The sequence below is a fragment of the Trinickia sp. genome (assembly GCF_051954495.1).
In the GTDB taxonomy this organism is placed as follows: Bacteria; Pseudomonadota; Gammaproteobacteria; order Burkholderiales; family Burkholderiaceae; genus Trinickia.
Genome location: NZ_JBQCHR010000121.1, coordinates 1 through 24,363, shown reverse-complemented (window position 1 = coordinate 24,363; position 24,363 = coordinate 1). Strand labels below are relative to the sequence as shown.

Sequence of the window (24,363 nt, the reverse complement as noted above, 5' to 3'; positions counted from 1 at the left end):
ACATAAGCCGATGGTCGAGCAGATACGGCGCTGCCAAATGCCGAGGAAAAAAAGCGGTTCGCCCAATTGTGTTTCGCTCGGCGCTCCGGTAACGACCCATCGCCGGCATCACTTCATCGCGTTCCTTGCCGAGCGAACTCGACCGCCGAGCAAGGCGGTCGCCCTGTCTGCGGACTCGAGCAACGCGACCACGTGCCCGGAACCAGGCTCCAGATCCAAGACCGTGTCGGAGCCGACGAGGCTCATGACGAACTTCACGTCGCCCGTCCAGTCGACGACCGGCGCGGCGATGGAAGCGTAGCCGGCGATATCGGAGCGCCGCATCGTCGCGTAGCCATGTTCGCGCAATTCACGCATGACGTCGGCGTGGAATTTTTCGATTGCATCGCCGCTCGGTTTGCGGGAAGCCAATTCCTGCTCGAGAAACGGCCGCGTGACCGCGAGCGGCAGACTCGCGGCGAAAACCTTGCCGGCCGCGGTCGACAGCAACGACATCAAACCCGTACGTAGCTCGAAGGCGCCGCGCTGTTGCCCCTCGAGCTTGAACAGGCTCAGCACGCCATCGGTGGTCCATATCGTGATCGCCCCGCTGCATTGCGTGGCGTCGCGCAGTTTTCCCAATTCGTTTCGCACGACGTCGAACCCGTCGATCTGCTTCGTCGCGCTGATCCCGAGCATCAATGCGGCCGGCCCGAGTCTATAGAAACCCGGCTTCTCGTCCGCCGCGGCGAGACCCGTGCGCACGAGGCTCACGAGATAGTTGTTTGCCGCACTGGCGGTCATCTCCGCACGCGCCGCGATCTCTTTGAGCGGTAGCGGCTGTTGCGTGTTCTGCAACGCCATCAAGAGCCTGAAGGCGATCTCGACGGACTGAATACCGCGCCGCTCGTTCTTCTCGGCGGATTCCGAAGTGTCTCGTTGGTCCATTTCTATTCAAGTCCGACAGGGTGAAAGCAATACGCCCGCATAGGGATTTACCCGATCCGAAGGCGAGCGGCGAGCCGTTCGCCGCCACGTGCAACGCCTACTCCCGCAACGCTGCACGGCGGATTCTCCGCATTTTGCACGTGTTGGGGCCGTACCGCTTGCTCATTGACAGCGCCGCCACAGCGGCCATAATACAACTATGCAACATACGTTCAACAATATAACACGAACGGAAACGCAAAGCAAAGCGGTGCGCGACGCGGTGCGACCGCGCGGCGTTTCGTTTTCCAGCTAGGAGAAGCAGGCATGGCAATCCAAAAGATTCAAAGCGTCTACACGGTCGTGCGCGACATGGACAAGGCGCAGGCGTTCTACGAGCGCGCTTTGGGACTGACGCTGAAATTTCGGGATCAGTCGAAGTGGGCGCAGTTCGGCGTAGGCGGCTCGAACTTCGCATTGAGCGCCGCGGAGGAAGCCGCGCCGGGGGCGACGGGCAGCGTCGTCGTCTTCGAAGCGGACAGCCTCGAGGGCATTCGCGAGCGCGTCGAAGCGGCCGGTGGCCAGTTCGTTTCGGAGCGCGACATGGGCGCGCACGGAAAGGTGCTGGTTCTGCGCGATGCCGAAAACCAGATCTTCCAGGTTTTTTCGCGTCAGGCCGGCGCTTGACGGCGTCAGTACAACATTAAGGACTCCTCATGAAATTCGGCATTTTCGATCAGAACGACAGGAGCGGCCGCCCGCTCGCCCAGCAGTACGAAGAGCGGCTCGAGCTCGCGGAGCTGTTCGACGCAAGCGGCTTTCACTGTTATCACACGAGCGAGCATCACGCGACGCCGCTCAGCACGACGCCGTCGCAGAACGTGTTGATGTCGGCCATCGCTCAACGCACGCGGAACTTGCGACTGTGTCCGCTCGTGTATCTGCTGCCGATTCATCACCCGGTGCGGCTGGCCGAGGAAATCTGCATGCTCGATCATTTGAGCCAAGGCCGCTTCGAGTTCGGCATCGGGCGAGGCGCCTCGCCGCACGAACTCGCCGCAATGGGCGTCGATCCGTCGAATGCGGCAAAGATGTATGCGGAATCGTTCGACGTCATGGAGCGATTCTTTGCTTCCGACAGGCTGAATTTCTCCGGCGAATTCTGGCAATTCGACGACGTGCCCGTCGAGATCGAGCCGCTGCAACGTCCGCATCCGCCCGTCTGGTACGCGCTGGCGTCGCCGGATTCGACCGTGTGGCCCGCGCAACGCGGCATCAACATCGTATGTGGCGGCCCGGTGGAACGGATCCGCGCCGTCACCGACCGCTATCGCGAGGAGTGGCGCAAGACGCACGACGCCGAGCACGAATTGCCGCTGATCGGCGTGAACCGCTACATCATCGTTGCCGACACCGACGAAGCGGCGCTCGAGATAGGTCGCAAGGCGTGGCCGACGTTCTTCAGCAACTTCATCCGGTTGTGGCGAAAGCACGGTACGGAGCCGGTCAATGCGAAGCTGCCGCCCGATTTCGACGCATTGATCGCCAGCCGTCACGCGGTGGTGGGCTCGCCCGAAACGGTCGCGAAGACACTCACGGACCAAATCCTCGACGGCGGGCTCAACTATCTGATCGGCAGCTATGTGTTCGGAGATATGCCGCACGAGGACGTCGTCAAATCCGTGAAGCTGTTTTCCGAGCACGTGATGCCGCAATTGAAGGGGCTCGGTCAATCAGCCTGGCGCCCTGTCGTCGACGAAACGCAGCGGGTGTGACGATGAGCGAGACCAGTCGGTTCGATGCGAAGGAACTGCGCCAAGTGCTGGGTTCCTTCGTCACCGGCGTCACGGTGGTCACGACCGTCGATGCCGAGGGCAGGCGCTATGGCGTGACGGCGAACTCGTTCAGCTCGGTGTCGCTCGATCCCCCGCTGGTGCTGTGGAGCCAGGCGACGAAATCGCCGAGCCATCCTGTTTTTCTGGAAGCGCCGCGCTTCGCGATCAACATCCTCGCCGAGGATCAGATCGAACTGTCGAATCGCTTTGCGTCGTCGGGGATCGACAAGTTTGCGAATGTCGACACCGACAGCGGCGCGGGTGGCGTTGCATTGCTGCGCGGCTGCTGCGCGTGGCTCGAGTGCAAAGTCGTGTCGCGGCTGCCTGGCGGCGATCATGTGATTTTCGTCGGGGAGATCGAAGCTTTTCGTCGCACGGTCCGCAAGCCGTTGGTGTTCGGCGGAGGCCAGTATCTCGTCGCCGACCCGCACGATTTCGGCAAGCCGCCGCCCGGCATCTCGACGACCGTGCAGTCGCAGTTGCACGCAATGCGATTGGGGACGCGCGCGATGGCCCGTCTCGCGAAAGAGTTCGATCAGACGCTCGCGCTCGCGGTATGGGGCAATCATGGGCCGACGATCGTCGCGTGGGAGCCGTCGTCGCAGCCGGTCAACCCGCAGTTGCCCGTGGGGCTCACGCTGCCGGTGATATCGACGGCGACGGGCGCCGCGCTCGCGGCGCATCTGCCGCCCGAAGCGACGAACCGCTTCGTCGGCGCCGAGTTGATCGCGGCCGGTGCGGGGGAGGTCGACTGGCCCGCCACGCCGCAGGCATGGGCGGACGAGCTGGCAAGGGTTCGCTCGCGCGGGCTCGCTAGGCGCACCCCCGGGGAATTCTACGGCGCTCACACGATCATTCACGCGCTGAGCGCGCCGGTACTCGACGCGAGCGGCGCGGCGGTCCTCGCCATCACGGCAGTGGGCGACGCCACGCGCTTTAAGGCCGAACTCGATAGCGATTTCGCGAACGCGCTGCGATCGACCGCGGTGGATCTCTCGCGGCGGCTCGGCTTCGTTGCGGACACGCAGTCGGCCAGCCTTGCGCATGCCGGGGAAGGTTGATGCGATGAGCCATCTAACTTCCGCCGATCTTGCCTTGCTTGGCGCAGACCTGCCGCCGTCATTGCGTATCGAAGTCGAATCCCAATGCTATGTGACGGGCCAGGGATATATCGAACTGCGCGCAAGCGGGCCCCTTGAGGCGCCGACGATCGTTTGTTTGCACGGCATCGGTTCGAGCTCGGCCGGTTACCGGGCACAGCTCGCGGGATTGGCCCAGCGGTTTCGCGTGATCGCGTGGAATGCCCCCGGCTTCGGCGCGAGTACCCCGCTAGCGGCGTTCGACCCGCGCGCGCAAGACTATGCCGACGTGCTGCTGAGCCTGCTCGATGCGTTGCGGTGCGAGCGCATGGCCGCACTGGTCGGCAGTTCGTGGGGCAGCGTGATCGCGATGGCCTTTGCCGCGCGCCACCCAGAGCGGCTCGAGCGGCTGGTGCTGTCTGCCCCGAATACAGGGCGCGGCCGATTGCGGGGCGCTGACCGAGACGCGGCGCTGGCTCACATGCTCGAGGCGGGCAACACGCCGGACGACGCGTCGCGCGAGGCGGTCGTCGCGCGCTTGCTGCCGGCCGACGCGCCGCCGGCGGTGCGCGAGCGGGTGGCACGGCTGCGCGATGCGGTCACGCCCGTCGGTTGGGCTCAAGCGGTACGGATGCTGTTCTCCGTCCATACGCCGTCTCTCGTCAGCGAGATTCCCAGCCCAATCGACATGTTGGCAGGCGCGCGCGACACGCTTGCGCCGATCGATCAGCACGCGCTGCCGCTGCGCGAAGCGGCGCCTTGGATCCGTCTTCACGTATTCGAGGAATGCGCTCACATGCTCAAGCTCGAGGCGCCGACGCGCTTCAACGCGATCGTATGCGCAGCGGCCCCAGCGGCTGACTGATAACGGCTTCATGCCGCCGCACGCCGAGACAGATTGCGAGACAACGTAAATGGAGACGAATGTGCAAACGGATTCGATTGCGCCTACACGCGCGCACTGGTGGATGGCGGCGACGCTCTGCTTCGTCAATGCTGTGGCGTTCATCGACCGCACGGCGCTGCCGTTGCTGATCCAGCCGATGAAGCGGTCCCTGGGCATCAGCGACACGCAAATCAGTCTGCTGATCGGGGCCGCGTTCATTGCGACCTACACGCTTGGCGGCATCGTGATCGGCGCGATCGTCGACCGTGTGTCCCGCCGCGCCGCGCTTTCAGCGGGCATCGGCTTCTGGGGACTCGCGACGATATTTTGCGGGACGGCGTCGACGTTCGCCTCGCTCTTTCTGGGGCGCTGCGGCGTGGGCGTCGGCGAGTCGGCCTGCGGGCCTTCCAGCATGTCGTTAATCCGCGATACGTTCGCGCCGCGCTACCGGGGACGCGCGATAGCGATCTGGTCGATGGGAGCCAGCCTCGGCGCCGGTAGCGCGCTGATTGCAGGCGGCGCGATTTTGTATTTGATCGGGGACGCCGCATCGATCGTACTGCCGATCATAGGTTCGACGCAGAGCTGGCAAGTGGTGCTCATCGCATGCGGCGCGGCGTCGCTGCCGGTTGCGCTGCTCGTATGGACGTTTCCGGAACCCACGCGCGCCTCACGCGCCAGCGGTACGCGCGACGGGCATGCGTCGGGGCTCGCGACGTTGCGTAGCCGCTGGCCTGTGTTCTTGCCGCTGTTTCTGGGAAATGCGGCGACCATCATGCTGTGGACGAGCTACACGACGTGGCTGCCGGCGCTGATCAACCGCACGTGGCATGCATCCGGCGGACAGGTCGGCTTCACGTTCGGTCTGATCATTCTCGCGCTGAGCACGTCGAGTCAGTTCAGCGCGGGTGTGCTCGTCGATGTCGTGCGCAAACGCTTCGGCGTCGCGTTCGTCCCTGTGCTGGGCGTGGTGCTCTGCGTGGCGGCGTCGATTCCCGCGTATTCGATTCCCCGCGCGTCGTCGCTCGCCACCGTGTGGTGGCTGGTTGCCGCGCTCATTTTCTGCACCTCTGGGCTATTCACGATCGGCACCGCGCTCGTCGTCCAACTTTCCCCCTCTACACAAGTAGGCAAGGTCAGCGGGCTGCATTTTTCCTGGGTTGGCGTCATGGGATCGGCCGTTGCCCCGACCCTCGTCGCGTTCATTGCCGACCACGTTTTCGGCGCCGGCTCATTGGCGCTTGGCGGCGCGCTCTCGAGCACGTGCGTCGTCTGCTGTTCGGTGGGCGCGATCTGCCTGCTCGGTGTCTCCAGACGTTTGCACCGGGATCCCAGGGAGAAAGCCGAACTCGTGCCTGCCGGTTGACTTCGGCTAAGCGCGACGCCCTCACCGCTGCCGATTGCGGAGCAATCGAGCGGCGGGACATTTAAAAAAAGACATTTTGGAGACAGGAATGAGAAAGCGTTTTATGGTGACTGGTGTGCTGGCCATGTTCGCAACCGCGGCACATGCGGAGTCGAGTGTGACGATTTATGGTTTGTACGATGCGGGGCTACGCTACGTTCGGGAGGCGAACGCGGCGGGCGAAAGCTCGTTGAGCATGGGCTCGAACGGCACGTCCACGCCGAACAGGCTCGGCTTCAAGGGGGTCGAGGATCTCGGCGGCGGCATGAGCGCGCACTTCAACCTGGAAACGGGCTGGAACTCCGGCAGCGGCGCGCTCGAATCGACGACCGGGTCGCCGGTCACGGGCACGCGGGCGTTGTTCCAGCGGCTGGCGATCGTGGGCATCACGCACGCGCGCTGGGGCACGATCGATCTCGGGCAGAACTACAGCGTGGGCTGGCGCACGAGCTACGACTACGATCCCTTCAACTATCGCTTTCCCACGATCGATCCTGTCAGCGCCATCGTGCCCGGCAGCAGTGTCTCGCAGGTGACTGCAGGGATACGCTTTCACAACGATGTGCAGTACACGGGCATATTCGGCCCGATCACGGTCCGTGCGGAACACTCGTTCGGCAATGTAGCGGGCTCGGTCACCACGAATGCGGCGACAGCCGGATCGCTCGCTTACAAGTCGGGTCCGTTGGCGATCGCCGGTTCTTATACGACGCGCAAGATCGCGACTACCGGCGGCGTATCCACCGGTGTGCCGGCGGTTGCCGGGCCGCCTGCCGTCGCCGGGGAGCCCGCCGTCAACGCCAATACGCCGACCTATTCGGATCGGTCGTGGTCCGCCGGCGCCGCGTACAAATTCGGGCCCGTGCGCGTATCGGGCGGTTACAACGACGAGCGCCTGGCCGGGGCGCTGAACAGCGTGGTCCCCGGGCTGCCCTTGACGCCGGCGCGGGGCGATACGCGGGTGCGAGTAGGGTGGTTCGGCGCGAACTGGACAGTGTCCCCGTACCTCGATTTGGCGGGCGGCTGGTTTCGAACCTGGGTGGATACGCCGATCGCGCCGGCGGCGGGCGCCGCCTCCGGTACGAGCGGAAAAAAGGATCTGCTGATGTTCGCGGCGACCTATTCTTTGTCGAAAACCACCTACCTGTACGGCGAAATCGATCGAACCTCGCTGTCGGGCAATCAGGTGATCGGCTATGGAACCAAGACGACGCAAAGCCATCCGCTAGGCGTTTCGGCGGGACTCGTCGTGGCATTTTGAAGGACCCGTACGAGATTCACGTTTGAGGGAAAGGAAATGACTGATGTGCTGAAAGGGTTGTCGCACTTTGCAGCCGAGGCAGGATTCGACGATCTGCCCGATGCGATCGTCCATGAAGCGAAGCGCGTGCTGCTCGACTCGATCGGTTGTGCGCTCGCGTCGATATCGTCGGAGAAGGGGCGGATTTGCATCGCGTTGTCGCAGCGGCTTGGCGGCCCGCAGGAGGCCTCGATCATCGGGGTGGCGGGCAAGGTGTCCGCCAGCAACGCCGTGATGGCCAACGGCGAGCTCATCAACGCGATGGACTACGACGCGCTCGTGATTCCGGGGGGACACGTCTCGCCTTACGTCGTGCCGCCGGTGATGGCGATTGCCGAACAGCGCAACTCGACGGGCAAGGACCTCATCCTCGCAACGGTGCTGTCGCATGAGGTGGCGATGCGCATCACGCGGGGCATGTCGCCGATGATTCAGGTCATTGCCGAAGGGCCCGACGCGCAACGTTACGAATGGACGACGCCGTACGGCGGGTCGCGATTCAACGTCGGCGCGGCCGCCGGCGTGGGCCGGCTGATGGGGCTCGAGACGCAGCGGATGGTGCACGCGCTCGGCTTGTCGGGCCATTACACGCAAGTGCCGACGCACGGAAAGCTGTCCTACAGCGTGCCGACGTCGATGGTCAAGTACGGTACGCCCGGATGGCAGGGTACGGGGGCGATCATCGCCTGCTATCTCGCCGAAATGGGGTACCTCGGCGATGAGACGCTGTTCGACGGCGCGAGCGGGCTGTGGCGTTTCACGGGGAGCGATACGTGGATGCCGGAAAAGGTGCTGGCGGGCATCCGCGACGAGTGGCTTTTCTCCGAACAGCAATACAAGCCTTATCCGTGCTGTCGCGTGCTGCATTCGAGCCTGGACCTGTTCTACCGGATGATCGATCGGCATGCGCTCGAGCCGGAGGACATCGACCGCATCCAAGTGTTCGGCCCGCAGTATTGCGAAAAGCCGCATTTGCAGAACCGCACGATCCGCAGCGCGATCGACGCGCAGTTCAGCGCGGCGTACAACTTCGCGGTCGCCGCTCACGGCATCCCGATCGGCCCCGAGTGGCAAGACGAGGCGACGATGCGCGACGAGAAGATTCTCCGGTTCATGGATAAGGTGACGTGCGCCGTGCACCCCGAGTACACGCGCCGCCCGCTCAAAGACCGGCTAATGAGTCTTGGCCGCATCGAAGTGAGCGCGAACGGCCAGACCTACACCGACGAAACGACGTTCGCCTACGGCACGCCCCGTCCGGGGTTCGAAATCGACGACGCCGCGCTGATCGCGAAATTCGCGCATAACGCGCAGCGCGTGCTCACGCCCACGCAGATCGATGCCGCTGTCGACGCATTGATGAATCTCGAGACGCTGCGTGAGGTGTCCGGCTTGATGAAGACGATCGTGCCGGCGGGGCCCATCGATGCAGCTTGATTCACGGATTGCAAGGCAAGGAGATGACATGACCGCATTCGCGGCAAAGCAAACGAGTTCGAAACCGCTGGAAGGGCTGCTCGTGGTGTCGATAGAACAGGCGCTGGCGGCGCCGTTGTGCACGGGCCGCCTCGCTGAAATGGGCGCTCGCGTCATCAAGATCGAGCGAGCGGAGGGCGATTTCGCTCGCGGCTACGACGACGCGGCGAACGGGGAGTCGTCGTATTTCGTCTGGACCAATCGCGGCAAGGAGTCGTTGGTGCTCGACTTCAAACAGCCGGAAGACGCGGCGTTGCTCAAGCGCATCGTGTCGAAAGCCGATGTATTCGTCCAAAATCTCGCGCCCGGTGCGCTCGCGCGTGCCGGCCTCGACAGCCCTTCGCTGCGCGAAAGCAACCCGCGGCTCGTCACGTGCGACATCACCGGCTACGGCGAAGGCGCGGCGAGCGCGCTCAAAGCGTACGACATGCTGGTTCAATGCGAGAGCGGCCTCGTGTCGATTACCGGGACGCCGGAAGGGTATGGCCGCATCGGCGTGTCCATTTGCGATATCGGCGCGGGGATGAATGCGACGATCGCGGTGCTTTCGGCATTGGCGCTGCGCGAGCGAACGGGCACGGGCACGGGCGTGTCGGTTTCGCTATTCGACGGCGCCGCCGATTGGATGACGATCCCTTATGTTCACGAAGCATACGGAAAGGGTGCGCCGACTCGGCAGGGCGTGAGGCATCCTTCCATTGCGCCCTATGGCGCCTACACGACGCGCGACGGCCGGGACATCGTGATCAGCATTCAAAACGAGCGTGAATGGCAAAGCTTTTGCGCCATCTTTCTGCGCGAGCCCGACATCGCGCGCGACGAACGTTTCGCGAGCAACAATGCGCGCGTGCAAAACCGCGCGGCGCTCGATGCAATGATTTCGGCGGCGTTCGCCCAAGTCGATACCGGCGAGGCGCTAGCTCGGCTCTCGGAATCGAACACGGCGTTCGGGCAGGTTCGTTCGGTGGCCGACATGGCCGAGCATCCGGCGCTGCGCACCTGGCCGATGCGGGTCGGAGATCGAGAGCTTCAACTAATCGCGCCCGCCGTGCGCGCGCCGTGGGATGCGCAGCGTTTCATGCCCGCCCCTGGCCTCAATCAACAAGGGGCCGCGTTGCGCGAGGAGTTTGCGTGCGCGGCCGTCGGAGAACCCTCATGAGTCGGATCGATATTGCACATTTGAAACAATGGGTGGGGACTGAAACGTCGGATGCCGACACGCTATCGGTTCGTCACGCGCGTTTGATGGCGGCCACGCTGGGCATCGACCCCGCTGCGCTATCCGAGGGCGCGCCGTTGCCGCCGCTGTGGCACTGGATCTATTTTTTGACCGGCTTGCCCCCTTCCGAGCTGGGCCGCGATGGCCATCCCGCTCGCGGCGGGTTCCTACCGCCGGTGCCGCTGCCGAACCGCATGTGGGCCGGAGGCCGGCTCGAGTTCGCGGCGCCGCTGCCGTTGGGTGCGGCCGTGGAAAAGCGATCGAGGATCGAGTCGGTCGAGCACAAGCAAGGACGCAGCGGTGAACTCGTGTTCGTCACGGTGCGCCATGACGTGCTTCATGAAGGACGCACCGCGATCACCGAGTATCACGACATCGTCTATAAGGAGCCGGCGCCGCCGGGGTCCCGGTCTGCGGCGCGAGTCGAGTCCGCCATGCCGGAGGTGCAGCACAGCCGGCGTTTCGATCCGAACTCGACGACGTTGTTCCGTTATTCGGCGCTGACGTTCAACGGGCACCGCATTCATTACGACGTCGATTATTGCCGCGAGGTGGAGGGGTACGGCAATTTGGTGATTCATGGTCCGCTGCACGCGACGCTGCTTGCCATGTACGCCGAAGAGATCGTCGGCAAACCGCTGAGGACGTTCCGCTATCGCGGCATGCAGCCGAGCTTGCTCGGCGCAGCGCTGACGATCAACGCATCGGTGAACGGCGCCGAAGCGACGGTGTGGACCGCGTTGCCCGACGGCAGCGTATCGATGCAAGCGGAAGCGACATTCGCGTGACCCATGCGGCGGGCGTCTCGAGGCGCTCCGCCCGGAAATTCAATCGAGGAGACATTGCCATGAATCAGCCGACAGCCGCGAGTCTATCGCCGGCGGCCAGACGCTCCATGTTCGGCGGAGCGTTCATGATGTTCATCGATACGTTCGACATTTATTTGCCGGCGTTCATCCTGCCGGCAATCATCGGCTATTTCATACCGAAGTCGTTGCCCGCATCGATTCAAGTGACCGTCAGCACGCTGATCTTCACTTCAACGCTGCTCGGCCGCCCGCTAGGCGGGCTGATCTTTGGGCCGCTAAGCGATAAATACGGGCGCAAGAAGGTCGCGATGCTGGCGTCGGCGGGATTTACTGCCGTGACTTTCGTGCTGTCGATCATGCCGGGCTATGCGCAGTGGGGCTATGTCTCGGTCGTGCTTTTCATTCTGCTGCGCTTTCTCGACGGCATTTTTCTCGGCGGCGGCTACGCCTCGGCGCTCCCACTCGCTCTCGAACGATCGCCCATTCGCATGCGCGGGCTCGTGGGCGGCGTGATGGCGGCCTCGGCGGTATTCTCGGTGATCGCGATCAACATCATTCAGTACGTGCTGCTGCTGTTCATCTCGAGAGACGAGTACACGGCCTGGGGGTGGCGCTTGCCCTTCCTCGTGGGCGTCCTGCTCGGGGTCGTCTATCTGTTCTACTACGCCGGGGTGCCCGAGCTGGAATTCAAGGCGCTGCGGGGCACGCATGCGAAAAAGCAGCCGCTGGGCGAGCTGTTGGGCAATCGCCAGCATGTGCGCAAGGCAGCCATTCTCTTTCTCATGATGACGGGCTACTGGTTCAGCAATCAGATGGCCTTGTCGCTGCTGCCGTCCTTGATGATGGGCTATCTGCACGTGCCGGCTTCGATCTTCACGAAATGGGCGATCGTGGCCAACGTCGCGGTGATGATCGCGGTTGTCGCGTTCGGCGTATTGAGCCAAAAGATCGGGCGGCGGCGGATGTTGATGATATTCGGTGTGGCGATCACGCTTTCGCCGTTCATTTATCACACGATCGTCGGATACGGAAAAGGCGCGCCAAACGCAGTGGGCATGGGCATAGCGATATCGGCTTTGATGATCGTCGCGAGCGGGTCGCTGGGCGTGGTCATCACCTATCTGAACGAATGCTTTCCGACGCGCATGCGCTCGACGGGCTATTCGCTTGCTTACTACTTGAGCGTGATCGTGCCAGGGCTGTACAGCTTTTGGCTGCTTGGCCTGCAGAAGTTCATGCCGTACGAATACACGCCGTTGGTGCTCGAATGCGTCGGCGGGCTGCTGTTTCTGCTTAGTGCGTGGGCCGGTCCCGAGACGCGCGACGTGGATCTATTAGCGATTGCGGAAGGCCGCGCGGACACGCACGAGACCGATAGTCAGCGTGGCGAGATCAAGCGGATGCCCGGAGAAGTTGCGCGATGAAGGTCTGTATTTATGGGGCGGGCGCGATCGGTAGTCTCATCGCCGGACGTCTCGCCCGTGTTCCCAATGTGGAAGTGAGCATGATCGCGCGTGGCGAATCGTTAGCGGCGATTCGCGAGCGAGGCGTACGTGTGGTCGACGATGAGGGGGAGTTCGAGGCTGGCGTGCATGCCACCGACGATCCCGCCTCGCTCGGTGCGCAAGACTACGTATTCATCGCGCTGAAGCAGCACCAATTGGCGCACGTCACGGAGTCGATTCAGCCGCTGATTGGCGAGGACACGTCGGTGATTCCGCCGACGACGGGTATTCCGTATTGGTATTTTTATGGGCAAGCGGGCGTTCACGAGAATCGTCAAATCGAGCGGCTCGATCCAGGGGGCGCCCTATGGCGCGCGATCGCGCCGGAGCGCGTGCTCGGCTGCGTGTTTCGCGTCGCGGCACAAGTCGTTGCTCCCGGCGTCGTCCGTCAAGACGGCAGCTACGCCAAGCTGCCGCTGGGCGAGCCCGACGGTTCGGATTCGCCGCGTGTGCGGCGTCTATCGGAGGCGATGTGCGCCGCGGGCTTCGAATCGCCCGTCGTCGATAACGTCCGCGGTTGGCTGTGGCTCAAGATGATCAGCAGCTTGTGCTGGAATCCCGTTGCGGTGTTGACGTTTGCGACGTGGGGGGAGCTCGTCGACAGCCCTGGCGTCGTCGAGCTCGTGCGCACGATGATGGAGGAAGCCGATGCCGTTGCAGCCGCACTGGGCGGCGCTCCTCCTATTTCGGTGGAAGAACGCCTGGCGGCGCCGCGTTCGGCGCCGCATCACAAGATGTCGATGTTGCAGGATTTAGAGCGAGGACGCCCGCTGGAATATCAAGCAATCACGGATTCGATCGAGGCAATGCGAGAAATAGCGGGACTCGGCACGCCTACGATCGATTACGTGCTGGCGCTGTTGCGTCTGCGGGCGCAGAAGCACGGGGGCGTCGAGCATGCGTAGCCGTTCGTATCTTTTCGTACCCGGCAGCAGGCCGGACAGATTCGATCGCGCACTCGATAGCGGCGCCGACGCTGTCATCATCGACCTCGAAGATGCAGTCGCACCGGCCGATAAGGTGTCGGCTCGCGGTTTCGTGGCGGCCTGGGCGAGGGCGGACCGCGAGGTGTACATCCGCGTGAACGGACGGGCCACGCCTTGGTTCGAGGAAGACGCGCGATTGTGCAGTCTGCCGGGCATCGCGGGGCTTGTCTTGCCGAAAGCGGAATGCGCCGATGACGTGGCTGCGCTCTTGGCCGCGGCGAAACGAGAGACGGTCGTCTTCCCGCTGATCGAGAGTGCAAAAGGGATGTGCAACGCACTCGATATTGCAGGGGGGCGGTGCGTCCGCCAGCTGATGTTCGGCACCTTGGACTTCATGCTGGATATGCAGCTGGAAGTCGAGAACGAGGAACTGAACGGCTTCCGGGGCGAGCTGACGAAGGTATCGCGTGCCGCCGGTATCGACGCACCGATCGATGGTGTCACGACGTCGGTTCACGATGAGTTGCAACTTGCGCGCGATACGATCAATGGAAAGCGATTCGGATTTTTCGGGAAACTTTGCATTCACCCGAAGCAAGTTTCCAAGGTGAATCAGTGCTATGCGCCCTCGGAGCAGGACATCGCCTGGGCGCGACGTATTCTTCAGGCGGGAAAGGAGGCCGACGGCGGCGCGGCAATGATCGACGGGAGCATGGTGGATAGGCCCGTCGTACTGCGGGCCCAGCAGATTATGAGCCTTGCTCCCGACGAACAAAAAACGAGGCTATGAACCGCTGTTGCCGTCGAGTTCGAACACGCTGTCGATCTCGACCGGAATTCCCATGGGCAGCGTGTGCACGCCGATCGCGCTTCGGGCCGGCAGCAGGTTCGGGCCGAAGAGATCCAGCAGCACGTCGCTGGCGCCGTTCGCCACTGCCGGATGCTGCGTGAAGGATGCCGATGCACGCACGTAGACGGTGAGGCGTGTGCAACGCTTGACGTGATCGAGACCACACTGTTCGTTAAGACAAGCCAAGATCATCAGCATCGTCAGTCGTGCACAGTATTGTGCGCGTTCGATCGTCATGTCTTCGCCGACGACGCCTGAAACAGGGGCGCCGTTTTCGAACGGCCCGAGGCCGGAGACGTGCGCCTGATTTCCTATGATCGAGACCGTTCGATAAGAACCGAGCGGCGCAATGGGAGAGGGGAGGGTCAATCCGAGCGTCGCGAGACGGGCCGTAGTCGTTTCTGGCATGCAATCTCCTGAGAGTAGAGAAGAGTGGTGTTCGTGGTGTCCCGCGTTGTTCCCAGGGAACCGCTATGGTTTATCGCGTAGCAGCCCCAGACGCAGGAGGCTCTCGCCAGTCGCGACAATGGCGTCTTCGCGCGAACGGGGCGACCAATCGAGCAGGCGCTTGGCCTTCTCGCCGGAAGCGTTCAAATTCAAGCCCAGGAGCGGCAGCGATCCTCTGAGCGCGGGATCTCGCAGCGCGCCGAGGCGTATCAGCCAGTTCGGCAACACTCTCGTGGAGACGTGGCGCCCGGCCCGCCCCATACGCGCTTTCAAAACTCGTGCAACTTCCGCCAGCCACATGCTTTCGCCGGCAACGGCGAGAAAACGCTCGCCGTTGGCCGCTGCATGCGTCATGGCGCGCACGTGCAGATCGGCCACATCCCGCACATCGACGAATCCCGAGTTGATCTTGGGGTTGCCGGGCTGACCGTCCAACATGTTCTTGATCAGCCGGATGGAGTGAGAATAGTCGGCGCCAAGAACGGGGCCCACCACGGTGACCGGATTGACGGCGGACAATTCCAAACCCCTTCCTTCACGGGCGACGAAGTCCCATGCAGCGCGCTCCGATAGCGTCTTCGACTTCTGATACGGCCAGACGTTCTTGCTCGTGAGCTCGCTCCAGTCGGTTTCGTCGAATGGCCGCTTCATCGGGCCATGCCCGGCGCATATCGCGCCGAAAGCCGAAGTCAGCACCACGCGCCGCACGCCGGCGTCGCGCGCGGCACGTAGTACGCGCAGATTGCCATCGACCGCGGGCCTGATCCAGTCGTCTTCGCTCGTCTGATTGCCCGTCGGCGTCGGCGAAGCCCCGTGCATCACATAGGCGCAGCCGGCAACGGCTTCCGGCCAGGCATCATCCGCATTGAGATCGGCCGTGACGAACGAAAGACGATCGCCGGGCTCGAGCCCACCCGTTCTTAGGTTTTCGCGTACCTCGCCTTCTCGCGTCGGGGAACGAACCGTGGTTCGCACACGATAGCCGTGGCTCAGCAGCGCCAAGATGCAGTGCTGCGCGATGAAGCCGGTTCCTCCGGTGACGAGAACCGATACGTCGTTGCTGGTGGAGTGCATGTCGAGTTCCAGAAAGGCAGATCGGGAGGGCAGATGCGCGATGGTCGCGACCTGTCGTTGCCCCGGACGAAGAAACGGGAGATTACGATCCAGCCTCGGAATTGTTAATGCTCTATAGTGCGATTTACTTGCGCGACAGTACGATCATGATGGCCGATCCCTTCTCCGACATCCTTAAATTGACGAAAGCCGAGTCGTTGACGACGGGCGGCTTCTCGGCCGGCGGCACTTGGGCCATTCGTTTTCCGGCGCCGGACAAGATCAAGTTCTTTGCCGTACTGAAGGGCAGTTGCTGGGTTGCTATCGATGGGCACGTAGAGCCGATTTGCTTCCGATGCGGAGACGTCGGTCTGCTCACGGCGAAGCGATCGTTCGTCCTCGCAAGCGATCCACGGGTTGCGCCGGTCGACGCAATGGCGTTGTTCTCGGGCGCTGGACGCACGGCGGTCAGGGTGGGCAGCGGCGACGACTTCGTCCAGATCGGGGGACATGTTCTGCTCGATCGCACGAGCGGCGGTCTGCTCTCGGACGTTCTGCCGCCGTGGATCCACGTTCCGGCTGCGTCGCCGCAGGCAGACAAATTCCGGTGGCTTCTACAGCAATTGGTGGAAGAGCGCGCGAGCGATCTGCCTGGCGCGCCGCTCGTATCGGCTCAACTGTCGCAGCTACTTTTCATTCAGATACTGCGCGCTCACCTGAGATCGTCTGCCCCTATGGAGGGGTGGTTGCGCGCGTTGGGCAACCCGCGCATTGCCCCCGCGCTGCGCCTCATGCACGGCGATCCCGCACGCGCATGGCATCTGGACGAATTGGCCGCCGCCTGCGCGATGTCGCGGACCACGTTCGCGTCTCACTTCCGGGCGAGCGCCGGCGTCGCGCCGCTGACCTATCTCGGGCAGTGGCGTATGCGTCTTGCCGAGCGCCGGCTGCGCGACGAGAACGCCGCGGTCGCCGTCGTTGCCCAGTCGCTCGGCTATTCCTCGGAGAGTGCATTCAGCAACGCATTCAAGCGCGTCACAGGCCGCTCGCCGAAGGCATATCGCGATGCCGCATGCGCCGACACTTCCCCTGCCGCGGAAAGCGCGCCAAGCAGCGTTTGAGGAAGGAAGCGCAGATCGGCGCAGCGCCGTCGAATACCTGATCTTCGGCCGCCGAATTACGCGTTCGGCGGAAATCCAACCTTTTGCGGCCATAGATTCTCGAACCTGTGAACCGAGCTTACCGCGTACAGTCCCGCGCGCGTAAACGGCTCTGCGTCGAGCCAAGCAAGCACCGCTTCGCGCGACGGGAAATCGATGACGAGCAGGCTGCCGACCGCCGTTTTGCCGTCGTCGGCAAGCAACGGACCGGCGAACGCCACGCGATCGGCGACCGTCGCGAGATAGGCCTTGTGGGCCGGGCGCACTTGCGCGCGAATGTCGGCAGTGCCGTGGTTGTCCAGAAGATGAATGGCATACAACATCGAACGTACCTCGATAAGGTTGAAGGTGCGAAGTTAGAGCGCATCGGAGCCACATCGCGCGCAGTCCTTCCCTGCGCCGCATTCGGATACTAACTCACGTTTACCCCTATTTTTTCTTGCAAACGCAAATATATACTGCCCGAAATATTTGCGTTTGCAAATAAACAGCGATCGACGCCGCGGTTCCGGCGGCATCGAGGCAAGAGTGAGACTCGCTTTCTTTCGGCATGCCATCATGATCACCGCCCCCGACGACGAGACCCCGTCTCCCGTCATCGACATTCCGACGCTGATCGATACCCGACCCGCGGGACTGTTTCAGGTCGGCATTTTTCTACTGGCGGGTGATCGACCGCGTCGGATATCGGCGAGTGTTGCTGCCGGGTTTCGTTGCGGCGGCTGTCGCGGTAGCGGTGTTGGGCGAGCCCGGGCTCCTGCGTCGGCTCTGGTCGCGCTCGCGTCCGGCACAATGATGGGCGTATTCGCGAAGCCACTGCGCGAAACGACGCGCGCAAAGGATATTTAGTATTACTAAGGAATCAAACAAATTTCGGATCCACGCGTCACGCGGGATTCGCACCTCTTTGCCGAACTGGAGAATGGCATGTCTTTTAAAACCGTGAAAAAAATCGCGCTCGAGGAGCACTTCGCGATCGCCGAGACGATCGAGGATTCGGCCGGCTTCGTCCCCGCGGACGACTGGATCGAACTCAAGAGCCGATTGCTCGATATCCACGAACGTCGTATCGCCGAGATGGACCGCAGCGGAATCGAGCTCGTGGCGCTTTCTCTGAACGCGCCTGCCGTGCAGGCGATTCGTGACCCGAAGCGGGCATACGAACTATCGCGTCGCGCGAACGACTTTTTGGCCGAGCAGGTTGCGAAGCGGCCCGACCGCTTTCGCGCGTTCGCGGCGTTGCCGATGCAATCGCCCGAGTTGGCGATTCGCGAGGCGCAGCGCTGCATGCGCGAGCTCGGCTTCGTGGGCGTGCTCGTCAACGGTTTCAGCGAAGACGAGCACGGTGGCGAGCTCTACTACGACATGCCGCGCTTTCGGCCGTTCTGGGCTGCGCTGGAAGCGCTCGACGTGCCGTTCTATCTGCATCCGCGCAATCCGTTGCCGGGGCGCGCGCCGATCTACGACGGCCACCCATGGATGATGGGGCCGACCTGGGCATTTGGCCAGGAAACGGCCGTTCACGCGTTGAGGCTGATGGGCTCGGGCCTGTTCGACGAGCACCCGGCGCTGAAGATCATTCTCGGGCATATGGGCGAGGGACTGCCGTACAGCATGTGGCGTATCGACAACCGCAACGCGTGGGTATCCGCGAAGCCGAACTACTTGGCTCGCCGTCCGATCGCCGAGTACTTTCGGACCAACTTTTGGCTCACGACGTCGGGCAACTTTCGCACGCAGACGCTCGTCGATGCGATGCTCGAGATCGGCGCCGATCGAATCTTGTTTTCGGCGGACTGGCCGTTCGAGAACATGGATCATGCAGCCGAGTGGTTCGATCACGCGTCGATCAGCGAGAACGACCGGATCAAGATCGGTCGCACGAATGCCGAGCAATTGCTGAAACTGAGCGCGTAACATGGGGAGCATTAACCCCTGCTCTACCGGATCGATGCCATGAATCAGACGCTCTATTCCGCCGTGAACGGCTGTATCCCATTCGTGTACGAAGCGCTGCCAAGCCGTGTGAGATTCGGTCACGGCACACGCTCGCAAGTTGGCGAGGAAGCCGAGCGGCTTGGGATTTCGCGCGCGCTCCTGTTGTATGGACCACCCCATGCCGAGGTCGCCGACGAATTGGCGGGCCGGCTTGGACCACGCCATGCCGCGAGTTTCGACGGCGCGCGGATGCACACCCCTGTCGAGGTGACCGATGAGGTCATGACGATGGTTGCGGCCCATGGCATCGACGGCGTCGTTGCGATCGGCGGCGGCTCGACGACCGGTCTTGCCAAGGCGATCGCGCTTCGAACGGATTTGCCGCAAATCATCCTGCCGACCACCTATGCGGGCTCGGAGATGACGCCGATTCTCGGTCAGACCGAGAACGGCATCAAAACCACGCAACGCAGCCCGAAGATCCTGCCCGAAAGCGTGATCTACGACGTGGACTTGACGATGCGCTTGCCCGTTGCGATATCGGGCGTGAGCGGCATGAACGCGATCGCGCATGCGATCGAGGCGTTGTATGCACGCGATGCCAATCCGGTGATCAACGCGCTTGCGCTCGAAAGTATTCGCGCGCTCGTCAAGGCATTGCCCGCGATCAAGGCCGATCCGGCTAATCGCGCCGCGCGCGCCGACGCACTCTATGGCGCCTGGCTTGCCGGCGTATGTCTCGGCTCCGTGGACATGGCGCTGCATCATAAGCTTTGCCATGTCCTGGGCGGCGCATTCAATTTGCCGCACGCCGAAACGCACGCACTCGTATTGCCGCATGCGCTCGCTTATAACGCCCCCGCGGTGCCCGATGTCATGCGGCGCCTATCGGCGGCGCTCGACGTCGATGACGTCTGCTTGGCGCTCCACCAACTCAACGCGGCGATCGGCGCCCCGCGCGGCCTGCGCGCCATCGGCATGCCCGAGGCCGGCATCGAGCGAGCGGTCGAACTCGCGCTTGCCAATCCGTACCGGAACCCCCGGCCCCTTGAGCGCGACGGCCTGCGCGCATTGTTGCGGCGCGCCTGCGACGGCGCGGAACCCGCGGCCGTGACGTCGGAAGCGCCCCACGATGGACAAGCATCATGACCGACTCGACAACGCGATCCTATCCGCTGTTCTCCGAACAGAACTCGGCCGAGGCTGTGAATGCCCGTATCGGTCCGAACGTTGCGCCGCGCACGGCGCAGGTGGCCGCGGCGGTCGTTCGCCACCTGCACGCGGCGGTAAAGGAAATCGAGCCGACGCACGAGGAGTGGCTGGCCGCGATCCGCTTTCTAACCGAGACCGGCCAGAAGTGCACCGACTGGCGCCAGGAATTCATTCTGCTGTCGGACGTGCTGGGCGTGTCGATGCTGGTCGATGCGATCAATCACCGGCGTCCGGGGAACGCGACCGAGAACACCATCCTCGGCCCGTTCTTCGTCGATGGCGTGCCGACTCTGCCCGCGGGCGCCAACATTTGCCTGGACGGCAAGGGCGAGCCGCTGGTCGTGAGCGGGACCGTGAGCGACACCGAAGGCCGACCGGTGGCCGGCGCCACGATCGACGTTTGGCAAACCAACGACGACGGTTATTACGACGTGCAGCAAAAGGGCGTGCAGCCCGAGGGCAACCTGCGCGGAAAATTCGAGAGCGGCGCTCAGGGCGAATTCTGGTTCCGCACCGTGCGCCCGCGCGATTACCCGATTCCCGACGACGGCCCGGTCGGCAAGCTACTTGCCACGCTGGGGCGCCATCCGAACCGTGCCGCGCATATCCATTTCATGATTCGGGCGCCCGGCTACGAGACGGTCATCACGCACATCTTCTCTCCCGACTGCCCGTATCTCGCCGAGGACACCGTGTTCGGCGTGAAAGAAAGCCTGATCGGCGAATTCGAGAAGGTGGACGACGCGCGGGAAGGCAAGATCTACGGATACGAAGGGCCGTTCTGGAAGACCGCTCGTTCGTTCGTACTCGAGCGAAGCGAAAACTGATCCCGGCCCGCACCGCGAATTACGCAATCGCACGCGTATCGCGCGCGCGGGGATACCGGCCATATATTTGCAATTGCAAATATTGCATTTGAATCATAAGATACTTGGAAGCGATGACCGAAGCAAAGGAGTGTAGGAATATGCAGCTTGAATCCGAGCAGGGTGTGCCGGCGCAAGTCGAGGCGCGGCACTGGATAGACGGGCAGTGGGCGAGTTCCGCGCGTACAGGCAAAAGCGTCGACCCGGCAACGGGCCGCGTCATCGGCACGTATCACGACGGCGGCGAGCAAGAGGCGCGGCTTGCCGTGGCGGCGGCCGCGCGTGCATTCGGCGATACGAGCTGGACTGACGATCCGCAGCGCCGCGCGGTGGCGCTGATGCGGCTGGCCGACGCATACGAAGCTCGTCGAGACGACGTCGTTGCAACGTTGTGTCGCGAGAACGGCAAGCTGCGTCATGAAGCCGGCTTCGAGGCCGGACTGATATTGCGCGGTCTGCGCTTCGCGGCCGGTTTGGCGCTGCAGAACTTCGGCCGCGTGATGGATCCGCGCCCCGGTTTTCAGGGCATGAGCATCGTGCAGCCCATCGGTGTGGCGGGGCTGATCATCCCATGGAATTCGCCGGCTTACTTGTCCGTGCGTGCGCTCGCGCCGGCCTTGGCCGCCGGCTGCACGGCCGTCCTCAAGATGCCGATGCAGGCCGCGCAGACCGCCGCGTTGATGAGCGAGATCGTGGCGTCGGTGGCGGAATTGCCGAAGGGCGCGGTCAATATCTTCATCGAGTCGGGCGCCGACGGCGCGAAGCATCTCGTCGAATCGCCGTACGTCAAGACCGTGAGCTTCACGGGCAGCACGCGAACCGGCCGTGCGATCGCGCTCGCGGCGGCCGCGAACTTGAAGCGGGTCGGGCTAGAGCTGGGCGGAAAGACGCCGCATCTGATCTTCGACGACGCCGATCTCGACGCAGTGCTGCCGGTGTTGGAGAAGTCTTCGACCGTCTTCGCGGGACAGTTCTGCATGTGCGGCAGCCGGATCTTGGCGCAGCGCGGCGTGGCGGAGCGTGTGCGCGACGCGTTGGCGGCACGGCTGCTCGCCGTGAAGCCGGGGCCAGCCGCCGATCCGTCGAGCGACATGGGGCCGCTGATCGATCGGGCGTCGCTCGACCGGATCGACACGATGATCGAAGCGGCGCTGGCTGCCGGCGCGCGGGCGATCGTGCGCGGCGGAATCGTGACCGAGCCGCCGCTGGCCGATGGAAATTTCTATCGGCCGGCGCTGCTGGAAATTACGGATCCGTCGCTTGCGATCGCGCAGCAGGAAGTGTTCGGGCCGGTGCAGACCTTGCAGATATTCGACACGGAAGACGAGGCGGTCGCGCTCGCCAACGACAGCGAATATGGGCTCAGCGCCTGCGTATGGAGCCGCGACGTGGACCGGCCGATCCGTGTGTCGCGTCGCCTCGAGGCGGGATTCATCTCGATCAACGGCTGGGCGAACATCGCCGTCGAGTTCGAGGAAGGCGGCTACAAATCGAGCGGGCTGGGCCGTTTGGGCGGGGTTGCGTCGCTCGAGGATTTCATCGAGCGCAAGCAAATCACGCAGACGTTCGGCATGCAGAACTGAGCGGGCGCGAGCCGGCGCGCGGCGGTTCAGCGTTTCGGCTTGCGGGCAGCGGGTGCTTTCGGGCGCGCGGCGGGTTCGGGATTCAGTTCGGGCATGGGTCCGCCGATCTCCACACGGTGCAAGTTGGCGAAGATGTGATCCATCAGCAGCCTGAGTTGCTTCAGTTGCGCTGCGTCGAGGCCGGCGGTGGCGAGCTGCTCATAGTAGATCGCGCGTGGTATCCAGCGTTCGACGAGCGCGCGCCCCGACGGTGTGAGCGAAATGCAGACGGTTCTGCCGTCGTCGGTCAGCCGTTTGCGTGTGACGTAGCGCTTGGCGATCATCTTGCCGACGAGCCGCGACAGTGTCGAAAGTTCGCTGGACACCATCTCGGCAAGATCGATGAGCCGCTGGTCTTCCTGCTCCCGCAGTGCGGCCATCACGCGGTACATCGGCAGCGTGAGGTCGTCGCTGCGCAACTCGGCGGAGAACAGTTGTTCCATGCGCACCCCCACCTTCGCGAGCAGGTACGGGAACGCTCTGGTGAAGCGGTAATGATCGAGATCGGGCATGTCGGCGGAGTTGGCGAACTGAAGGAAAACCATCGCGGCCCGCCGCGGCGAGACTAAACGGATGCGGACATGGGCGACGGCACGGCAAGCGCCCATCTGCTTGCGGTTTCAATTATTGCGCGCGAAATTATATAGGAGACGAAATCATGACTCAACTGCGATACCCCCGCGGGGCAAGGCTGTTTCATTGGCTGATGGCCGCGATCATTGTGACCGTCTGGTGCATCGGCTTCGGCTCCGCGCACCTGCGCGGCGATGCAGCTCGCGGCGGCACTGCCCTGTACGTTCATAAGGCGATCGCCACAACGGTGCTGGTTCTCGTCGTGGCGCGCCTGTCCTACCGCTGGTGGCGGCGTCGCGCTTATCCGCCGCTGCCCGATACGATTTCGGCGCCGATGCGAACGGCCGCCAAGGGCGCGCATGTGCTGCTTTATGCCGGCGCCATGATTGCGACGCCGCTGTCGGGCTGGATGTGGAGTTCAGTCGCCGGGCATCCGGCGCCGCTGCTGGGCATTGTCAACTTGCCGCCGCTCGCGCCCGTCGACAAAACGAGCTACGACTTCTGGATGTGGACCCATCGCGCGTTCGCCTGGAGTGCCGGCGCAATCATCGCACTGCATGTGCTCGCGGCGCTCAAGCATCATTTCGTCGATCGGGACGACATCTTGTTGCGCATGCTGCCATCGAGACGCAGAGCAGCGCCGGCTGCCACGCCGCGAGCGACGCGCGACGTCAGCGCGCCTTAGGGCTGCCTATTGTGCTGTTAGACGTCGGCCGATAACACAAGGCCGACGTTTCGGAAATCCACGATTTCACCGCGTTGACGCTCGCTCCGCATACCGGATAATACAACATTAATGTATGCATGCAATATAGTTGAATTTAAGCCGCTGATGCGTAACCATGCGGCTGGACGAACTTACGGGGCGAGAACGGCCGTGCAACTCACAATTCGGATGCTTCTGGCGTGCTCCTTCAGCTTGCTCGCGGCGCTGCTCGTTGCCGTCGGTATTTCGGGCGTCTACGGCATCAAGCTGACCGACGCCGTGTTACAGAGCGCATCTCAAGAGGTGCCCGCCCTTCGGGCGCTGGACCATCAACTGAAGCTCATTGCACGCGCGCGTATGAGGCTGGATCAGATCGCGAATGCGGGCGGCCAAGGCGTCACGAACGCGGATATCGAGTCGATCAAATCCAATCTCTCGAACTCGGATCAAGCCTGGGCTACCTACTCGAACTTTTCCGCTGACGAGCCGGAGAGGCGCATCGCGGCAACCGTCAGCGATGCGCGGGACGATCTGAAAAAGAATGGGCTCGAACCGCTGCTCGCCGCCTTGATCGCCAACGACCCGCCCGC

The 24,363-nt window shown here is 63.3% G+C and carries 24 protein-coding genes; 19 read left to right on the top strand and 5 right to left on the bottom strand.

Annotated features, from left to right (window positions below; all coding sequences use genetic code 11):
• Window positions 1–108: 108 nt before the first annotated feature.
• Window positions 109–927: an IclR family transcriptional regulator gene (locus tag ACTHNR_RS16325; protein WP_440548698.1), complete on the bottom strand. Its 819-nt coding sequence runs from the start codon at window positions 925–927 to the stop codon at window positions 109–111.
• Window positions 928–1,233: 306 nt separating this feature from the next.
• Here ACTHNR_RS16325 and ACTHNR_RS16320 point away from each other — a divergent pair, with 306 nt between their 5' ends.
• The 12 genes from ACTHNR_RS16320 (at window position 1,234) to ACTHNR_RS16265 (ending at window position 14,136) form a co-directional block, all read left to right on the top strand.
• On the top strand, window positions 1,234–1,593 hold the full coding sequence (locus tag ACTHNR_RS16320; protein ID WP_440548697.1) for a VOC family protein: 360 nt from the start codon (window positions 1,234–1,236) through the stop codon (window positions 1,591–1,593).
• A gap of 29 nt (window positions 1,594–1,622) precedes the next feature.
• On the top strand, window positions 1,623–2,681 hold the full coding sequence (locus ACTHNR_RS16315; protein WP_440548696.1) for an LLM class flavin-dependent oxidoreductase: 1,059 nt from the start codon (window positions 1,623–1,625) through the stop codon (window positions 2,679–2,681).
• Window positions 2,682–2,683: 2 nt separating this feature from the next.
• Entirely contained in the window at window positions 2,684–3,802 is a 1,119-nt protein-coding gene (locus tag ACTHNR_RS16310; RefSeq protein ID WP_440548695.1) for a flavin reductase, read from the top strand.
• A gap of 4 nt (window positions 3,803–3,806) precedes the next feature.
• Entirely contained in the window at window positions 3,807–4,685 is an 879-nt protein-coding gene (locus tag ACTHNR_RS16305) for an alpha/beta fold hydrolase (RefSeq protein WP_440548694.1), read from the top strand.
• 61 nt (window positions 4,686–4,746) lie between these two features.
• Complete coding sequence (locus tag ACTHNR_RS16300; RefSeq protein ID WP_440548693.1) at window positions 4,747–6,072, top strand: MFS transporter; 1,326 nt, start codon at window positions 4,747–4,749, stop codon at window positions 6,070–6,072.
• 88 nt (window positions 6,073–6,160) lie between these two features.
• A complete protein-coding gene (locus ACTHNR_RS16295) occupies window positions 6,161–7,372 on the top strand; it encodes a porin (protein ID WP_440548692.1) in 1,212 nt (403 codons plus the stop codon).
• A gap of 36 nt (window positions 7,373–7,408) precedes the next feature.
• Entirely contained in the window at window positions 7,409–8,848 is a 1,440-nt protein-coding gene (locus tag ACTHNR_RS16290) for an MmgE/PrpD family protein (RefSeq protein ID WP_440548691.1), read from the top strand.
• A 28-nt stretch (window positions 8,849–8,876) separates the two neighbouring features.
• Entirely contained in the window at window positions 8,877–10,046 is a 1,170-nt protein-coding gene (locus tag ACTHNR_RS16285; RefSeq protein WP_440548690.1) for a CaiB/BaiF CoA transferase family protein, read from the top strand.
• Window positions 10,043–10,894, top strand: coding sequence for an FAS1-like dehydratase domain-containing protein (locus tag ACTHNR_RS16280; protein WP_440548689.1), 852 nt, complete (start codon window positions 10,043–10,045; stop codon window positions 10,892–10,894). The genes ACTHNR_RS16285 and ACTHNR_RS16280 overlap by 4 nt, the downstream gene beginning before the upstream one ends.
• Before the next feature lie 59 nt (window positions 10,895–10,953).
• The gene (locus ACTHNR_RS16275) at window positions 10,954–12,339 is read left to right on the top strand and encodes an MFS transporter (RefSeq protein WP_440548688.1); all 1,386 of its coding nucleotides are present in this window, start codon (window positions 10,954–10,956) and stop codon (window positions 12,337–12,339) included.
• On the top strand, window positions 12,336–13,325 hold the full coding sequence (locus ACTHNR_RS16270) for a 2-dehydropantoate 2-reductase (protein ID WP_440548687.1): 990 nt from the start codon (window positions 12,336–12,338) through the stop codon (window positions 13,323–13,325). Before ACTHNR_RS16275 ends, ACTHNR_RS16270 begins: the two co-directional genes overlap by 4 nt.
• Entirely contained in the window at window positions 13,318–14,136 is an 819-nt protein-coding gene (locus ACTHNR_RS16265; RefSeq protein ID WP_440548686.1) for an HpcH/HpaI aldolase/citrate lyase family protein, read from the top strand. Before ACTHNR_RS16270 ends, ACTHNR_RS16265 begins: the two co-directional genes overlap by 8 nt.
• Here ACTHNR_RS16265 and ACTHNR_RS16260 read toward each other — a convergent pair.
• On the bottom strand, window positions 14,131–14,604 hold the full coding sequence (locus ACTHNR_RS16260; RefSeq protein ID WP_440548685.1) for a RidA family protein: 474 nt from the start codon (window positions 14,602–14,604) through the stop codon (window positions 14,131–14,133). The two genes, ACTHNR_RS16265 and ACTHNR_RS16260, sit on opposite strands and share 6 nt — an antisense overlap.
• 63 nt (window positions 14,605–14,667) lie before the next feature.
• Complete coding sequence (locus ACTHNR_RS16255; RefSeq protein ID WP_440548684.1) at window positions 14,668–15,717, bottom strand: SDR family oxidoreductase; 1,050 nt, start codon at window positions 15,715–15,717, stop codon at window positions 14,668–14,670.
• Window positions 15,718–15,824: 107 nt separating this feature from the next.
• On the opposite strand from ACTHNR_RS16255, the gene ACTHNR_RS16250 reads away from it, so the two are divergent.
• Window positions 15,825–16,817: an AraC family transcriptional regulator gene (locus ACTHNR_RS16250; RefSeq protein ID WP_440548683.1), complete on the top strand. Its 993-nt coding sequence runs from the start codon at window positions 15,825–15,827 to the stop codon at window positions 16,815–16,817.
• Between the two features lie 56 nt (window positions 16,818–16,873).
• Here the strand turns inward: ACTHNR_RS16250 and ACTHNR_RS16245 are convergent, their stop codons facing one another.
• Complete coding sequence (locus tag ACTHNR_RS16245) at window positions 16,874–17,179, bottom strand: YciI family protein (protein ID WP_440548682.1); 306 nt, start codon at window positions 17,177–17,179, stop codon at window positions 16,874–16,876.
• 604 nt (window positions 17,180–17,783) lie between these two features.
• Between ACTHNR_RS16245 and ACTHNR_RS16240 the strand changes: the two genes are divergently transcribed.
• The 4 genes from ACTHNR_RS16240 (at window position 17,784) to ACTHNR_RS16225 (ending at window position 22,455) form a co-directional block, all read left to right on the top strand.
• Window positions 17,784–18,773 (top strand): amidohydrolase family protein, encoded by a 990-nt coding sequence (locus ACTHNR_RS16240; protein WP_440548681.1) that lies wholly within the window; start codon window positions 17,784–17,786, stop codon window positions 18,771–18,773.
• Window positions 18,774–18,812: 39 nt separating this feature from the next.
• Entirely contained in the window at window positions 18,813–19,943 is a 1,131-nt protein-coding gene (locus tag ACTHNR_RS16235) for a maleylacetate reductase (RefSeq protein WP_440548680.1), read from the top strand.
• Window positions 19,940–20,833: an intradiol ring-cleavage dioxygenase gene (locus ACTHNR_RS16230; RefSeq protein WP_440548679.1), complete on the top strand. Its 894-nt coding sequence runs from the start codon at window positions 19,940–19,942 to the stop codon at window positions 20,831–20,833. Before ACTHNR_RS16235 ends, ACTHNR_RS16230 begins: the two co-directional genes overlap by 4 nt.
• A gap of 140 nt (window positions 20,834–20,973) precedes the next feature.
• Window positions 20,974–22,455, top strand: a complete 1,482-nt coding sequence (locus ACTHNR_RS16225; RefSeq protein ID WP_440548678.1) for an aldehyde dehydrogenase family protein — start codon at window positions 20,974–20,976, stop codon at window positions 22,453–22,455.
• 26 nt (window positions 22,456–22,481) lie between these two features.
• Here the strand turns inward: ACTHNR_RS16225 and ACTHNR_RS16220 are convergent, their stop codons facing one another.
• Entirely contained in the window at window positions 22,482–23,039 is a 558-nt protein-coding gene (locus ACTHNR_RS16220; protein WP_440548677.1) for a MarR family winged helix-turn-helix transcriptional regulator, read from the bottom strand.
• 113 nt (window positions 23,040–23,152) lie between these two features.
• Between ACTHNR_RS16220 and ACTHNR_RS16215 the strand changes: the two genes are divergently transcribed.
• Together ACTHNR_RS16215 and ACTHNR_RS16210 are read left to right on the top strand one after the other, a co-directional pair.
• Complete coding sequence (locus tag ACTHNR_RS16215) at window positions 23,153–23,752, top strand: cytochrome b (protein WP_440548676.1); 600 nt, start codon at window positions 23,153–23,155, stop codon at window positions 23,750–23,752.
• 192 nt (window positions 23,753–23,944) lie between these two features.
• Window positions 23,945–24,363 (top strand): Tar ligand binding domain-containing protein (locus tag ACTHNR_RS16210; protein WP_440548675.1); only part of this gene is annotated, 419 nt, incomplete at its 3' end.